The sequence below is a fragment of the Lentzea guizhouensis genome (assembly GCF_001701025.1).
Lineage (GTDB): Bacteria > Actinomycetota > Actinomycetes > Mycobacteriales > Pseudonocardiaceae > Lentzea > Lentzea guizhouensis.
The window spans coordinates 3651542-3665633 of record NZ_CP016793.1 but is presented as its reverse complement, the minus strand read 5'-3'; the positions used below and the strand labels follow the sequence as shown (position 1 = coordinate 3665633).

At 69.0% G+C, this 14092-nt stretch carries 14 protein-coding genes, 1 tRNA gene and 1 pseudogene; 9 read left to right on the top strand and 7 right to left on the bottom strand.

Annotated features, from left to right (window positions below):
- Positions 1-79: 79 nt before the first annotated feature.
- Positions 80-1303, bottom strand: a complete 1224-nt coding sequence (locus BBK82_RS18410; RefSeq protein WP_065916100.1) for an NADP-dependent isocitrate dehydrogenase — start codon at positions 1301-1303, stop codon at positions 80-82.
- A 248-nt stretch (positions 1304-1551) separates the two neighbouring features.
- Between BBK82_RS18410 and BBK82_RS57210 the strand changes: the two are divergent.
- From BBK82_RS57210 to BBK82_RS18390, 5 genes and pseudogenes are all read left to right on the top strand, one after another.
- Positions 1552-1902 (top strand): annotated as a pseudogene (locus BBK82_RS57210) (metal-dependent hydrolase); the annotation flags it as partial.
- A gap of 9 nt (positions 1903-1911) precedes the next feature.
- On the top strand, positions 1912-2334 hold the full coding sequence (locus BBK82_RS57205; RefSeq protein ID WP_472368448.1) for a metal-dependent hydrolase: 423 nt from the start codon (positions 1912-1914) through the stop codon (positions 2332-2334).
- Positions 2335-2425: 91 nt separating this feature from the next.
- Complete coding sequence (locus BBK82_RS18400) at positions 2426-3934, top strand: PHP domain-containing protein (RefSeq protein ID WP_065916098.1); 1509 nt, start codon at positions 2426-2428, stop codon at positions 3932-3934.
- On the top strand, positions 3931-4413 hold the full coding sequence (locus tag BBK82_RS18395; RefSeq protein WP_237048247.1) for a hypothetical protein: 483 nt from the start codon (positions 3931-3933) through the stop codon (positions 4411-4413). The genes BBK82_RS18400 and BBK82_RS18395 overlap by 4 nt, the downstream gene beginning before the upstream one ends.
- 11 nt (positions 4414-4424) lie before the next feature.
- Positions 4425-5369, top strand: a complete 945-nt coding sequence (locus BBK82_RS18390) for a ribose-phosphate diphosphokinase (RefSeq protein ID WP_065916097.1) — start codon at positions 4425-4427, stop codon at positions 5367-5369.
- Between the two features lie 4 nt (positions 5370-5373).
- Here the strand turns inward: BBK82_RS18390 and BBK82_RS18385 are convergent, their stop codons facing one another.
- The gene (locus BBK82_RS18385; protein WP_218920629.1) at positions 5374-6012 is read right to left on the bottom strand and encodes a TetR/AcrR family transcriptional regulator; all 639 of its coding nucleotides are present in this window, start codon (positions 6010-6012) and stop codon (positions 5374-5376) included.
- Between the two features lie 107 nt (positions 6013-6119).
- On the opposite strand from BBK82_RS18385, the gene BBK82_RS18380 reads away from it, so the two are divergent.
- The 3 genes from BBK82_RS18380 to BBK82_RS18370 all read left to right on the top strand — a co-directional run bounded on the left by BBK82_RS18380 (position 6120) and on the right by BBK82_RS18370 (position 8238).
- The gene (locus BBK82_RS18380; RefSeq protein ID WP_065916095.1) at positions 6120-7172 is read left to right on the top strand and encodes a medium chain dehydrogenase/reductase family protein; all 1053 of its coding nucleotides are present in this window, start codon (positions 6120-6122) and stop codon (positions 7170-7172) included.
- Positions 7169-7522: a TetR/AcrR family transcriptional regulator gene (locus BBK82_RS18375; protein ID WP_065916094.1), complete on the top strand. Its 354-nt coding sequence runs from the start codon at positions 7169-7171 to the stop codon at positions 7520-7522. The genes BBK82_RS18380 and BBK82_RS18375 overlap by 4 nt, the downstream gene beginning before the upstream one ends.
- 122 nt (positions 7523-7644) lie before the next feature.
- Entirely contained in the window at positions 7645-8238 is a 594-nt protein-coding gene (locus tag BBK82_RS18370) for an ABC transporter permease (protein WP_065916093.1), read from the top strand.
- 106 nt (positions 8239-8344) lie between these two features.
- Here BBK82_RS18370 and BBK82_RS18365 read toward each other — a convergent pair whose 3' ends face one another.
- The 4 genes from BBK82_RS18365 to BBK82_RS50315 all read right to left on the bottom strand — a co-directional run bounded on the left by BBK82_RS18365 (position 8345) and on the right by BBK82_RS50315 (position 10656).
- Positions 8345-8680 (bottom strand): nitroreductase/quinone reductase family protein, encoded by a 336-nt coding sequence (locus BBK82_RS18365; RefSeq protein WP_065916092.1) that lies wholly within the window; start codon positions 8678-8680, stop codon positions 8345-8347.
- Positions 8681-8787: 107 nt separating this feature from the next.
- Positions 8788-9048: a Prokaryotic metallothionein gene (locus tag BBK82_RS18360; RefSeq protein ID WP_065916091.1), complete on the bottom strand. Its 261-nt coding sequence runs from the start codon at positions 9046-9048 to the stop codon at positions 8788-8790.
- A 138-nt stretch (positions 9049-9186) separates the two neighbouring features.
- Positions 9187-10434: a glycoside hydrolase family 18 protein gene (locus BBK82_RS18355; RefSeq protein WP_065916090.1), complete on the bottom strand. Its 1248-nt coding sequence runs from the start codon at positions 10432-10434 to the stop codon at positions 9187-9189.
- Positions 10435-10581: 147 nt separating this feature from the next.
- A tRNA-OTHER gene (locus tag BBK82_RS50315) sits at positions 10582-10656 on the bottom strand.
- 106 nt (positions 10657-10762) lie between these two features.
- Between BBK82_RS50315 and BBK82_RS18350 the strand changes: the two genes are divergently transcribed.
- Positions 10763-11878: a J domain-containing protein gene (locus BBK82_RS18350; RefSeq protein WP_065916089.1), complete on the top strand. Its 1116-nt coding sequence runs from the start codon at positions 10763-10765 to the stop codon at positions 11876-11878.
- Here the strand turns inward: BBK82_RS18350 and BBK82_RS56010 are convergent.
- Entirely contained in the window at positions 11875-13956 is a 2082-nt protein-coding gene (locus BBK82_RS56010) for an ATP-binding protein (protein WP_083268022.1), read from the bottom strand. The genes BBK82_RS18350 and BBK82_RS56010 overlap by 4 nt on opposite strands.
- Between the last annotated feature and the right edge of the window lie 136 nt (positions 13957-14092).

Sequence of the window (14092 nt, the reverse complement as noted above, 5' to 3'; positions counted from 1 at the left end):
ACCGGGTGACGCGCAACGAGAAAGGCCACCCCGGTGTGACCGGGGTGGCCTTCTGCGGAACTGGCGAGTCAGGCGGACGTCAGAACGACGCCATCTTCTTCTTGAGGTTCTCGTCCAGCGCGGCGAGGAAGTCCTCGGTGGTCAGCCACTCCTGGTCCTTGCTGATCAGCAGGGCCAGGTCCTTGGTCATCTGACCGGCCTCGACCGTCTCGATGACGACCGACTCCAGCGCCTCGGCGAAGCGGATCACCTCAGGCGTGCCGTCCAGCTTGCCGCGGTGCATCAGGCCACGGGTCCACGCGAAGATCGAGGCGATCGGGTTCGTGGAGGTGGGCTTGCCGGCCTGGTGCTGGCGGAAGTGGCGCGTCACGGTGCCGTGGGCGGCCTCGGCCTCGACGGTCTTGCCGTCCGGCGTCATCAGGACCGACGTCATCAGGCCGAGCGAGCCGAAGCCCTGCGCGACCGTGTCGGACTGGACGTCACCGTCGTAGTTCTTGCACGCCCAGACGTAGCCGCCCTCCCACTTCATGGCAGCGGCGACCATGTCGTCGATGAGGCGGTGCTCGTAGGTGAGGCCCTTGGCGTCGAACTCCGCCTTGAACTCCTCGTTGAACACGCGCTCGAAGATGTCCTTGAACTGGCCGTCGTAGGCCTTCAGGATCGTATTCTTCGTGGACATGTAGACGGGGTAGCCCCGCTGCAGGCCGTAGGAGAACGAGGCGCGGGCGAAGTCCTCGATGGACTTGTTGTAGTTGTACATGCCCATCGCCACACCGCCCTCCGCCGGGAACTCGGTGACGACGTGCTCGATCGGGTCCGAGCCGTCCTCCGGCTGGAACGTGATCGTGAGCTTGCCGGCGCCGGGCACCTTGAAGTTGGTGGCCTTGTACTGGTCGCCGTGGGCGTGACGGCCGATGATGATCGGCTTCGTCCAGCCCGGGACCAGGCGCGGCACGTTCGAGATGATGATCGGCTCGCGGAAGACGACACCGCCGAGGATGTTGCGGATCGTGCCGTTCGGCGAGACCCACATCTTCTTCAGGCCGAACTCCTCGACCCGCGCCTCGTCCGGCGTGATCGTGGCGCACTTGACGCCGACGCCGTGCTTCTTGATGGCGTTGGCGGCGTCGATCGTGACCTGGTCGTCGGTCGCGTCCCGGTGCTCGATGCCCAGGTCGTAGTACTCAAGGGTGACGTCCAGGTACGGGTGGATCAGCTTGTCCTTGATGAACTGCCAGATGATCCGGGTCATCTCGTCGCCGTCGAGCTCGACGACGGTGCCCTGAACCTTGATCTTGCCCATAACTCCGGGCGCTCCTCTCGCGACGATGCAAGCAAGACAAGCGTACTGGTAAACCGCCGCCCTGTGCCTGCGACCCTGGTTACATCGATTCGGCCGGCGCTTCGAGCACTGCGCCACTGGTTCGAACGTTAGTCCCCTCGCCCCGAGTCAACGAGTCAGGCCCTGAAGGCGTCATAGCTACGACTACTGTCAACACGGTCGGGTGATCTTGAGAAGGGGCGTAAGTGTCGACTGGGCCAACACATGCGATGAGCGGCTTGCTTGCCTGGTCCGCCGTCACCGCGTTCGCTTCCGCTCACCCGATCGGCCAGCTGAGCCCGCAGAGCTGGGCCGTGGGTGCCGTGCTGGCGACCGGAGCGGCGTTGCTGCCCGACCTCGACCACCCCGGTTCGACCATCTCCCGCACGTTCGGCGCGTTGAGCGGTGGCCTGTCCGCCGGCATCAACATGCTCAGCAGCTTCGTCTACCGGACCACGCGGACGAAGAAGGACTCCAAGCGGGACGGCGGGCACCGCGGGCTCACCCACACGCTCGTCTTCGCGTTGTTCGCGGCCGTGTTCACCACCGCGGTCGTGCAGAACAGCCAGAAGTGGGCGTTACCGGTCCTCATGTTCGTGTTCGCCGGTCTCGCGGTGCGCGGCATCATGAACGACTGGTGCCCCAAGCAGGACGCGTTGCTGATCACGGTGGTGTCCGCGGGGATCACGTGGGCGATGATCGCGTGGACCTCGCAGACGAGCGCGTCCGCGGCGGCGGCCGGGATCGCGGTCGGCGTCGGGTGCTTCGCGCACTACATCGGTGATGCGATCACCGAGCAGGGGTGCCCGATCCTGTGGCCGGTGCCGATCATGGGCAAGACCTGGTACCCGGTGGCACCGCCGAAGATCATGCGGATGAAGACCGGTGGCGTGGTCGAGATGGCGATCGTCGGGCCGGTCGTGACGATCCTGTCGGTGTGGCTGGGGCTGGCCGCGTTGCAGGCCACGGGCGCGTTGCCGTTCCTGGACTGGCTCGACCTGCTGCCGATTTGATGTTCGCCGGCAGTCCATCCGGCGGCCATCTCCGCCTCACCCGAACGGTCTAACCTCCACGGACCCCGACCAGTCGTGTGGAGGATCAGCCATGTCCGAAGTGGCCCGCAGACGGTTCCTGCAGGGAGCGGGTGCGCTCGGCGTGGCGGGAGCGCTGGGCACCGGGCGCGCGGCCGCTTCCCCGCGCTACCACTGGCTTTCCGGCGACCACCACGCGCACACGCAGTACTCCTACGACGGCATGTACACGATCGAGCAGCAGATCCGCGGTGCGTTGCGGCACGGCACGGACTGGCTGGTGATCACGGACCACGGCCATGCGGCGCACGAGGCGCATTCGGTCGAGGCGACGGCCGCGGACATCAAGCGCGCACAGCGGAAGTTCCCGCAGTTGTTGTTGTGGCACGGCATGGAGTGGAACGTTCCGGGTGCCGAGCACGCGACGTTGTTCTTCGAGGACTGCCGCGACGAGGCCGGGGTGCTGCGCGACTTCGAGCGGCAGTTCGACTGGCGGCTCAACGGCGCCGAGGCGTCCAGCCCGGCGAATGAGCGCAAGGCCCTCGACGCGATCCGGTGGATCCAGACCAAGATCCGCAACGGCACGATGAAGTCGGCGCTGGTGTTCGTGAACCACCCGCTGCGCAACGGCCGGGTGGCGCCGCACGAGCTGCGGAACATGCGCGACCTGGCGCCGGACATCGTTGTCGGCATGGAGGGCGCACCGGGTGCGCAGGGCGACGGCGACCCGGTGCGCGGACCCGGCGGGTACCGCGGTGGGTATGCGAACAGCCCCGGTTCGAACTCCTACGCGGCCTACCCGCCCGAGGCCTACCGGACCTACGGCGGTTTCGACTGGATGACCGCGAAGCTCGGCGGCGTGTGGGACTCGCTGCTCGCCGAGGGCCTCGGCTGGTGGATCACGTCGAACTCCGACTCGCACTTCAACTCGCGCGACACGATCGTCCGCGTGCCAGAGCCGGGGAACCAGTTCGACGTCACCGGCAAGCACCTCGACCCGGTCGACACCGGACCGCCCCAGGTCCTGCCGCCTTATGTCGACTTCTTCCCCTGTGAATTTTCACGGACCGTGGTCGGCGCGACCCGGCGCACGCGTGGTGCGGTGATGGAGGGACTGCGGGCCGGCCGGGCGTGGGTCTCGCACGGCGGCCTGGTCGACGACCTGCGGTTCGCGATCTACGGCACCGGTGGCGCGGCCGGCCTGGGCGAACGGCTCCGCGTACGCCGCGGTTCGGACGTGACGGTGCTGGTCAAGGTGCGTCTGGCAACTCGCCCGAACAGCGCCGGGTTCATCCCCCGATTGCGTAGGCTGGACCTCGTCAAGGGCGCGGTCACCGGTCGCACGACTTCTGAAACGTTGTCCACGCCACATGTGAACGTCGAGCGGTCCTTCGAGCCGCGCTGGCACTATGCGGTCTTCACGCACACGTTCCGCAACGTCCGGGAGCCCTTCTACCTCAGACTGCGTGGAACCGACGGCAACCGCGGCGCGTTCGAACCGCAGGCGGACACTCCGGGAGCCGCGAACCCGTGGGAGGACCTGTGGTGCTACACCAACCCGATCTTCGTGGAGGTCAGGTGACCAGCACCTTCATCGGCATCGACGCCGGTTACGAAAACCGCTGGGAAGCGGAGAAGATCGCGCTGGAGCTGCACGACACGATATTGACGACCGCGCGCACGGTCGTGGTGCACCAGGTCGACAGCCACTACGCGATGTCCTTCCTCGTACCGGTACCCCCGTCCGACGCGGTGGTGAACATGCTGGTCCAACAGGGCTTCGGTGTCGCCGTGCGCGGCGCGTCGTCAGGACGTCTGGTGGGCCCGGAAACATTGCGAGCAGGTGCTTCCACTGCTGCTGAGGCACACCAGTACCGGCGCGAGGGGCGCGCTCTGCGTTTCCAAGGCCAACGGTCGTTGCGCGGTCGTCATGGTGTGTCGGACATCCTCGCGTTCACGGCGATAGAAGCTGTGCTGCCGCGTGGCACCCACACGGTCGACACACGCGGCAACCTCACCCCGTTCTTCCAGGACGGCAAGCTGGTGCTGGTCGTCGACTAGGGTTTGCGCACGTGCGCGACATCGCTGTCTTCACCGGTTCCGCCCATCCAGAGCTCGCTGCCGAGATCTGCCGCCATCTCGGCGTCGACCTCTCGCCCAGCCGTGTCACGCGGTTCGCCAACGACTGCCTCGAAGTGCAGTTGCAGGCGAACTGCCGTGAACGGGACGTGTTCCTGATCCAACCGCTCGTGCCGCCGGTCCAGGAACACCTGGTCGAGCTGCTCCTGATGCTCGACGCCGCCCGCGGCGCCTCCGCCGCGCGCACCACCGTCGTCCTCCCGCACTACGCCTACGCCCGCTCGGACAAGAAGGACGCACCGCGCATCTCGATCGGCGGCCGCCTGGTCGCCGACCTGATGGTCGCCGCGGGTGCCTCTCGCGTGCTCGCCATGACACTGCACTCCCCGCAGGTGCACGGCTTCTTCTCCGTCCCCGTCGACCACCTGCACGCCCTGCGTGAACTGGCCGCGCACTTCTCCCAGCACGACCTCACGAACACCGTCGTCGTCTCCCCCGACCTCGGCAACGCCAAGGAGGCAGCGCACTTCGCCCGCATCCTCGGCGTCCCGGTCGCCGCCGGCGCCAAGCAGCGCTTCGCTGACGACAAGGTGCAGATCTCGACGGTGATCGGCGACGTGGCCGGCCGCGACGTGATCGTGCTCGACGACGAGATCGCCAAGGGCTCCACCGTGATCGAGCTGCTGGACAAGCTGCGCGAACGCGGTGCCGGCTCGATCCGGGTGGCGTGCACGCACGGGTTGTTCTCCGCCGGGGCGCTGGACCGGTTGCAGGCGTTCGACGACGTGCTGGAGATCGTCGCGACGAACACCGTGCCGATCCCGGAGGACAAGAAGGTGCCGAAGCTGCAGGTGCTGTCGATCGCGCCGGCGCTGGCGGAGGCGATGAGGCGGATCAACGTCGGCGAGTCGGTGTCGACGCTCTTCGAGGCCCCGTAGTCCGTTACTTCAAGTGCGCGAGCGCCTTGATCAGGCGCTCCGCCACGTCCTCCGGCCCCGGCATCTTCCGCACCACCGCCCGCTGGTGCGCCAGCCCGTGCAGCCCGAGCCACAACGCCACCGAGTCGCCGTAGAGGTCGTCGCTCGCATGCGCGACCCCCTCCTCGATGCACGCGCCGAGCACCTCGACGAGCAGGGTGAACGCCTCCACGCCCAACGACTCGAGGTCGGCGTCGGTGATCGAGGTGTCCTCCACCGACGGCGTCCACAGGCCACCGAACATGATCCGGTAGCGCTGCGGGTGCTGCCGGGCGAAGTCCAGGTAGGCGTTGCACACCGCGAAGAGCCGTGAGCGCCCGTTCCGGTCCGCGGCGGCGTCGGCTTCGCGCAGGGCGGCGGTCAGGACGGCCATCTCCTGTTGCACCACGGCCAGCATGATCGAGGGCTGGTCCGCGAAGTGCGCGTAGATGGACGGGGCCGCGATGCCCGCCTTGCGCGCGACCGAGCGCAGGGTGACCGCGCGTTCGTCGCCGCCCTCGTCGAGCAGGGCCACTGCCGCCGCGATGATCTCTTCGCGCAGTTTCCCCCCCTCGCCGCGACGGTTTCGCCTGCGTGCGGGGGCTGCGGACTCCGTGTTCGTCACGCTCGTAACCATACACCTGAAAGTTTATGGTCGTTAGGCCTTGCGCCCATTCCCTTACGGCCGTTAGCTTATGGCCGTAAGCACAACGACCTGAAGGAGCGAGCACGATGAACGCCACCACCGCCACCACCCGCGCCACCGAGATCGTCCTGCCCGGTGTGGTCGAGCCGGACGGCCTGCACGTGCAGGTCCGCGAGCTGCCGGCGCCGGCGCAGGGACAGGCGGTGCTGCGGATGGAGGCCACCGGGGTCTCGTTCGCCGAGCAGCAGATGCGCCTGGGCAAGTACTACGACCAGCCGGCGTTCCCGTTCGTGCCCGGTTACGACGTGGTCGGCACGGTGGTCGCGGTCGGCGCCGGGGTCGACCCGCTGATGAAGGGCCGCCGGTTCGCCGCCGTCACCAAGGTCGGCAGCTGGGCGAGCCACCTGGCCGTCGCCGCGGCCGACCTCGTGCCGGTGCCGGACGGCATCGACCCCGCCGCCGCCGAGACGGTCCTGGTCAACGGCGTCACGGCGTGGCAGATGATGTACCGCACCGCCAAGGTGAAGCGCGGCGACACGATCGTGGTGCTCGGCGCGAACGGCGGCGTGGGCTCGACGCTGGTGCAGCTGGCCAGGCACGCCGGCATCAAGGTGATCGGCACGGCGTCCGCTCGTCATCACGACGCGGTGCGCGCGCTCGGTGCCGCCGAGGTGATCGACTACCGCGACCCGGACATGTACGACCGCATCCGCGAACTCGCCCCCGAGGGTGTCGACGCGGTGTTCGACCACGTCGGCGGCGCGGGCCTGCAGGAGTCGTGGAAGCTGCTGCGCCGTGGTGGCGCGCTGGTCAACTACGGCTCCGCCGCGACGAAGGACGAGCCGGGCAACGGCACGGTGGCGGTGCTCAAGCTGTTCGCGCGGCTGATGGTGTGGAACGCGCTGCCCAACGGCAAGCGCGCGGGCTTCTACAACTTCTGGGCGGGCAAGCGGTTCCGCACCGAGACGTTCCGCGCTCGCCTCGCCGAGGACCTCACGCAGGTGCTCCGGCTGGTGGGCAAGGGCGTGCTGACGCCGCAGATCGCCGCACGGGTCCCGCTGACCGAGGCTTCCGCCGCGCTGAAGCTGGCCGAGTCCCGCACCGTTCTGGGCAAGGTCGTCATCGTCCCAGGGCCGTGAGCAGGTCCGACTGCCGCCGGGCCATCGTGGCGGCAGCGACCGCGCTGGTCGACCGGGAACACCCGGTGACGCTGCGCGCCGTGTCCCGTGCCGCGCACGTCCCCACCTCAGCGATCTACCAGCACTTCCCCACCTCGGCCGCGATCTTGCTGGCCGTGTGCGACGAGTCCTTCCACGAGCTCGAGGCCGCCGTTCTCGCCGCGGCCGACGCCTACGCGGCAGGCATCGCCTACCTGGACTTCGCCGCCGCCCACCCGCGCCGCTACCGCGTGATGTTCGGTGCGCCGACCTCTCCGAACCGGCACTGCGGCTCTTCACCCGCGTCCTCGCCGACCCCGACCGCGCCCTGACGTTGTGGCTGGGCCTGCACGGCCTCGCCGACCAGCGCGCCTCCGTCAGCCGCTCGTCGCAGTTCACCACCCTCGCACCACGCCTGATCACCTCACTCATCTGACGCCAGGAGGTCCCCGCCATGAACGCCACCCTGACCCGCACCGCCACCGTCGCCCCCGCCGCCGAGGTCGACAACCGCGCCGCCTACCTGGGCTTCGCCACCGCCTACGTCCTCGGCCACGGTTCCGCGGCGTTGTCCAAGGGCACGGACCCGATCGTCGTCCTGCCTCCGTGGCTGCCGATCGCCTTCCTCGCCGCGGGCCTGGTCGCCGGCACCGTCCTCGCCACGATCGCCTCCCTGCGGGCCCAGCGCGCCGCCACCCCCGACCGGCGCCGCGCCGAGAAGCTCGTCGGCACCGCCTGGGTCATCGGGTTCGCCGCACTCGCCCTCGCCATCACCGGCCTGACCACGGTGTTCGACCGACCGGAGCTGCAGACCGTGCTGTGGCCCGCCGGCTCCACGATCGTGGTCGGCCTGATCTACCTCGCCGAGGGCGCCGTGCGCCGCAACTCCCTGCACTACAACCTGGGCACGTGGCTCGCACTGGTCGCGTCGGCGGCGCTGTTCGTCCCCGGTGCCGGCTTCTTCGGCGTGCTGGCCGTCCTGGGTGGCAGCGCGTACCTGCTGGCCGCCTTCCTGGAGCCGCGCCGACTGGCTTCGCTTGCCGCGTAGGGGTTGTAGTGGCGCGACTCGTAACGTGGGCGGGGAATTCACGCTCAGCAGGCCACCTCGCGGCCGTCTGACCGCGAATTCCCCGGCAACGTTCCGAGCCACGCCACTAGAGCTGCACTCGCACCGTGACGCGACCCTTGTCGTCACGGTGCGATGTCGCGTTTCCGGTCCGTTGCGCGCCATCGAGCTCAAGGGTCAGCGGGCCGCCCTCGCCGCTGAAGTTGCGCCACCACGTCTTGTCGTCCGGGTACGCCACCCTGATCAGCACGACGTCCCCTTGGCGCCGATAGCCAACGGGGGTGCTGAAGGTTCGGCCGGAACGCCGTCCCGTGTAGGACGCGACGGTGATCCCCTTGCGCACGAGCTTGCCGACGAGCGGTGCGTTGCGCAGCCCAACGACCCACTTGTTGACCCGGTGGACCAACGGTCGTTCGAAGTCCATGCCCCTCAACGTAGTCGGCCAAGTGGAGAACCCGTCCACCTGCGCCGAAGTGAGAGGAACCGATCGTGGCACCGACTCAGATGCGCTCAACCCGGAACAGGTGCCTCCTAGCCGGGGTGGGCGCCGACGGTGTCGCGGATCTGCGCCCCGAGGTCGGAGGACGCCGAGCGCGCGCAGTGGGCGCAGCAGAAGAACCGGCCCTCCACCTCCACGCCGTGCCCGATCACCCGGCAGTCGCAGTGCTCGCAGCGCGGGGCGAGGCGCTGGATCGCGCACTCGAAGCTGTCGAACGTGTGCACGCCGCCGCCGACGGTGCGCACCTCGAAGGCCATCCAGTACTCGTTGCCACAGACGTCACAGGTCGCCATGCGCGGAAGACTGCGTCAGGTCGGTCTGGTCGGCAACTCGAAGCGTCGAGTTGCGCGACCGGGGTTTTCGGGGCAGGCGGCGCAGGTGTTCGGGTGCGTCGACCCGGACATCCTGCGCCGCCTTCCCCAGTGGGTCTGTCAGCCGATACCGGCGCGGACGGCGCTGATCAGCTCGCCGTTGGTGGTGTCGCCGGAGAGCTCCCAGAAGAACACCCCACCCATGTTCTGGCCGCTCGCCCACGAGATCTTGCTGCGGACCGTGGCCGGGGTGTCGTAGCTCCACCACTGGCTGCCGCACTTGGCGTACGCGGTGCCGGCGACGGTTCCGTTGGCCGGACAACGCGACTTGAGCACCTTGTAGTCCTCGATGCCCGCCTCGTACGTGCCGGGTGCGGCGCCGGTGGCCGTGCCGCCGGGTGCCGCCTGGGTGACGCCGGTCCAGCCGCGGCCGTAGAAACCGAGGCCCAGCAGCATCTTGTTCGCCGGGATGCCCTTGCTCCTGAGCTTCTGGATCGCCGCTTCGGTGGTGAAGCCCTGCTGCGGGATGCCGGCGTAGCTCGTCAACGGCGAGTGCGGTGCCGTCGGGCCCTGTGCGGCCCACGCGCCGAAGAAGTCGTACGTCATCGGGTTGTACCAGTCCACGTACTGCGCGGCGCCCGCGTAGTCGGCCTTGTCGATCTTGCCGCCGGTGGAGGCGTCGGCGGTGATCGCCGCGGTGACCAGGTTGCCCGCGCCGAACCGGGTCCGCACGGCCTGCATCAGCGTCTTGAACGAGTTGAACCCGCTGGTGTCACAGGTCAGCCCGCACGCGTTGGGGTACTCCCAGTCGATGTCGATGCCGTCGAACACGTCGGCCCAGCGCGGGTCCTCGACCAGCTTGTAGCAGGAGTCCGCGAACGCCGCCGCCGCGCTCGGGCTCGCCGCTGCCGCCGGGAAGCCGCCGGACCAGGTCCAGCCGCCGAACGAGAACAGGACCTTGAGGTTCGGGTGCAGCTTCTTGAGCTTGCGCAGCTGGTTGAAGTTGCCGCGCAACGCACCCGCGTCCCAGGTGTCCGACGTACCGTCCACAGAGGACGCAGCGTCGTAGTGCTTGTCGTAGTCGGCGTAGGCGTCGCCGAGCGTGCACTTGCCGCCGCTGACGTTGCCGAACGCGTAGTTGATGTGCGTGAGCTTGCTCGACGAGCCGGACGTGCGGATGTTCTTCACGTGGTAGTTGCGCTGGTAGACGCCCCACTGGACGAAGTAGCCGACGACGCGGTTCGTGATCGCCTGGATGCCGATGTCGGCCTGGGGCTCCGGTCGGGGCGCGGCCTGCGAGGCCGGTGCCGCGAGGGTCGCTGCCGTCAAGAGAGCTGCTGCCGCCGCGATGATTCTGCGCCTGAACATAGCGGTCTCCTCGATGGGTGACAGGCGCGGCGGCGCTCCTTCACGCTAAGTGGTCCAGACCACTGCCGTCAACCGTCGGACCGGGAACAGGCACGGTCCGAACGAGGTGGCGGGGTGCTTTCCGCGGACACGGGTTCCCCAAGTGAGCGGGACCGGCCGGATTCGAACCGGCGTTCTCCCTCCCCTGTGGGAGGGCGCGTCAACCACTGCGCTACAGGCCCCTTCGCACTGCGTACGACCACACTAGTCCGTGAACTGCCGACCGTATGCCCTGCGAAAGTGTTGGACCCAATAAGGTTCCCGCAACAACCTCGGACTGGACGGTGTCGTGCCAGGGATCGACTACTACGAGTTGCTCGGTGTGAGCCGCGGTGCCAGCGCCGCGGAGATCAAGTCGGCCTACCGGTCACTCGCCAAGGTCATGCACCCCGACGCGGGTGGGACCTCGGGCGGCTTCCGGCTGCTCCAGGAGGCCTACGAGACGCTCAAGGACCCCGTCCGCCGAGCGGACTACGACCGTCCGGCCGCGCCGCCCTCGCCCGTCGTCCGCCCGCCGGCACGCCCGCGACCTCGTCGAACAGGCCGGACGGGGCGGTTGCGCGACTTCGGCGACGACCCGAGCTACACCGCGCCGAGGCCGCGGGTCGACCTCGGCTCGATGGACTGGTGGAACCGCATCGACCTCGGTCAGCGGGTCCGCTACGTGCCCGTGACCGGCCTCGGGCACGCCCCGGCGGCGGCCGCGATCGGCGGGTGGTTCGTCCTGCTCATCCCGTTGGCGCTGCCGGTGTCACCGCTGCTGCTCGCCGTCTGGTTGCCGCTCGTGGCCGCCGCCGGTTACGGGGCGTTCCGACTCGCCCGCCGCTATCTGGCGCTCGCCAGGGCCGAACGGGCGTTCGCCGGGGAGTACGACGGGAACACGATTTTCGGCCGTCCGGGTGAAAACAGACGCGAACGGCTGACAGCCGGTCTGCTGACCGAGTACCTGACCCAGCTACCAGGGGTGCGCATCTTCCACGGGCTCGCGTGGCCGGGCTCGGTGTTCACCGACGTCGACCACGCGCTGCTGTGCGGGCACCGGCTCGTGCTGATCGAGTCGAAGTCGTGGCTGCCCGGCCACTACTACTGCGACGAGGACGGCGAGCTGTGGCGCAACGGCCACCCGTTCCGCGGCGGCGGCACGCAGCTGCTCGAAGGCATCGAACGGTTCCAGGAACTGTTGCCGTCGCTGGAGATCCGCGGCGCGCTGATCGTCTACCCGAGCCGTGCGGGTGAGGTCACCTGCGACGACGACCTCGACTTCGAGGTGCCGCCGATGACGCCGGAGCAGTTCGTGCGCGAGATCGGCGAGTGGCTGGCCGACGACCCGGCCACGGTCGACCGCGACGCACTGCGGGTGCTGGTGCGCCAGGTGGTCTCCGAGGTCCGGGTCGCCGGAGCCTAACGGCCTTCGAGCAGATCCAGCTCGCGCAACGCCTTCTCGACGTCGGCCACCCGGTTCTGCGACCGGTAGAGCGCCAGCGCCGCACTCCAGCACGACCGCGACCACGCCACGCGTCCCATCGCGCCGTAGGTCGCGCCGAGCTGCGCCAGCGTGTCGGCCTCGCCGTAGCTGTTGCCGAGCTCGCGTCTGATCGTCAGCGCGGTTTCGTGGTACGCCATGGCACATCCGTAGTCGCCGATGGACGCGAGCAACGTGCCGAGCGCACCGAGGGCGGCGGCCTTGCCCGGCGCGTACTCGTGTTTCTCGAACAGCGCCAACGCCTTGTCCGCCGACGAGTGCGCCAGCTCGTGGTCCCCCAGCTTGCCCGCGAACGTACCGACCATGATCAACGCCCACGCCTCGCGCATCGGCAGGCCCGCCTGCCGGTAGCACTGCAGGGCTTCGACCGCGTGGTGCAGCGCGCGGTCGAAGTCGCCCTGCTCACCGGCCGCCCGCGCGGTGGCGTGGTGCACCGGTCCCTGCCGGTGCGGGTCCCCCAGCTCGGCCGTCAGCGCCAGCGCCCGGTCCAGCTGGTCGAACGCCTCGGCGTACTGCCGCAGCCGCGAGTACGAGAACCCCAGCATCTGGTGCACGAGCACCCTCGCCGACAGGTCGTTCGCCGCCGGCGCCGCGGTGCGCCACGCCTTCAGGTCGTCGTGCAGGTGCCCGCGCCACCAGTGGTAGGCGTGCAGCGCCCAGGCGAGCTGCCAGACCGCGTCACCCTCCGCCACCTGTTGCGCCGCAAGGACGTTCTGGTGCTCGATGTCGAACCACTCGAGCGCGTCGGCCTGCGAGCCGAACGTGAGCGGCTCACACCGCGGCGGCGCCAGCGACACCGCCTGGCCGTCGGGGTCGAGCAGCACGTCACCGTTGTGCGCGGTGTGCAGGTAGAACGACACCAGCCGCCGCACCGCCTCCTGACGCTGCTCGTCCTGCCGCGCCAGGTCCTCCGCGTAGAGCAGCACCAGGTCGTGCATCCGGTAGCGGCCGGGGATGTGCTCGTGCACCAGCGAAACCCGTTCCAGCGCACGAAGAACCCGCGCCGCCTCCGCAGCGGGCAACTGCGCCATCGCGGCCACCGCACCGAGGCTGACGTCCGCACTGCCCGCCACCCCGAGCATCCGGAACACCATCGCCTCCTGCACCGACAACGCGGCGTACGACCACGACAACACCGCGGTCAGGCTCACCGCGCCGTCCCCGTCGTCGAGCGCGGCCAACCTGGTCAGCTCCAGCTCCTCGACCAGCGCCGCCAACGGGAACGACGGGTGCGCCGTCGCCCGGCTCGCCACGATGCTCAACGCCAGCGGCAACCCGGCACAGCACGCGATCAACCCACTCGCCGCCTGCGGCTCCGCCTCGACCCGCTGCCGCCCGATGAGCGTGCTGAGCAGCTCGTACGCCTCCCCGTCGGACAACAGGTCCAGCGTCACGGACCGCGCACCGTGACTGCGCACCAGCCCGGCCAGCCGATCCCGGCTCGTCACGACCACCACGCACGACGGACTGCCCGGCAACAACTGCGCCGCGTGCGTGGTGTCCCGCGCGTTGTCGAGCAGGATCAACATCCTCCTGTCCGCCACCAAACTCCGGTAAAGCCCGACCTGCGCACCAACGTCCACCGGTATCCGATCAGCCGCGATCCCGAACGCGTCGATGAACCCGCGCACAGCCGTGTTCACCGACATCGGCTCCCCACTCGCATCACGCCCGCGCAGATCGACGAACAACTGCCCGTCCGGAAATTTGTCCACATTCTGATGCGCCCAGTACAAAGCCAGCCAGGTCTTCCCGATTCCACCCGCACCAGACAACGCGGAAACAACCACCGCCCCACCTTTCGCCGACGCCTCGTCCATCGCCGAAGCCAGCAACCGCAGCTCCCGCTCCCTCCCCACGCACACGAACGGCGCCGCCGGCAGCTGCCGCGGAACCGGCACGACCTGCGCCAACCCGTGCAGGTGCACCCCACCCTGGATGGACCCGGCCTGCACGACCTGCCCCTGCACCTTCCCGTCGACCTGGTTCTCACCCGTCACGAAACCAAGAGGAACAATCCCCCGCCCACCCAGCGCCCCCTCGTTCTGATTCCCCTGATGATGGAATGGGAACGGCCTTTTCCGCCCCTGCCCTCAGAGTGGCGTGAGCGTCCCACTACGGATTGCCACTGCGGCG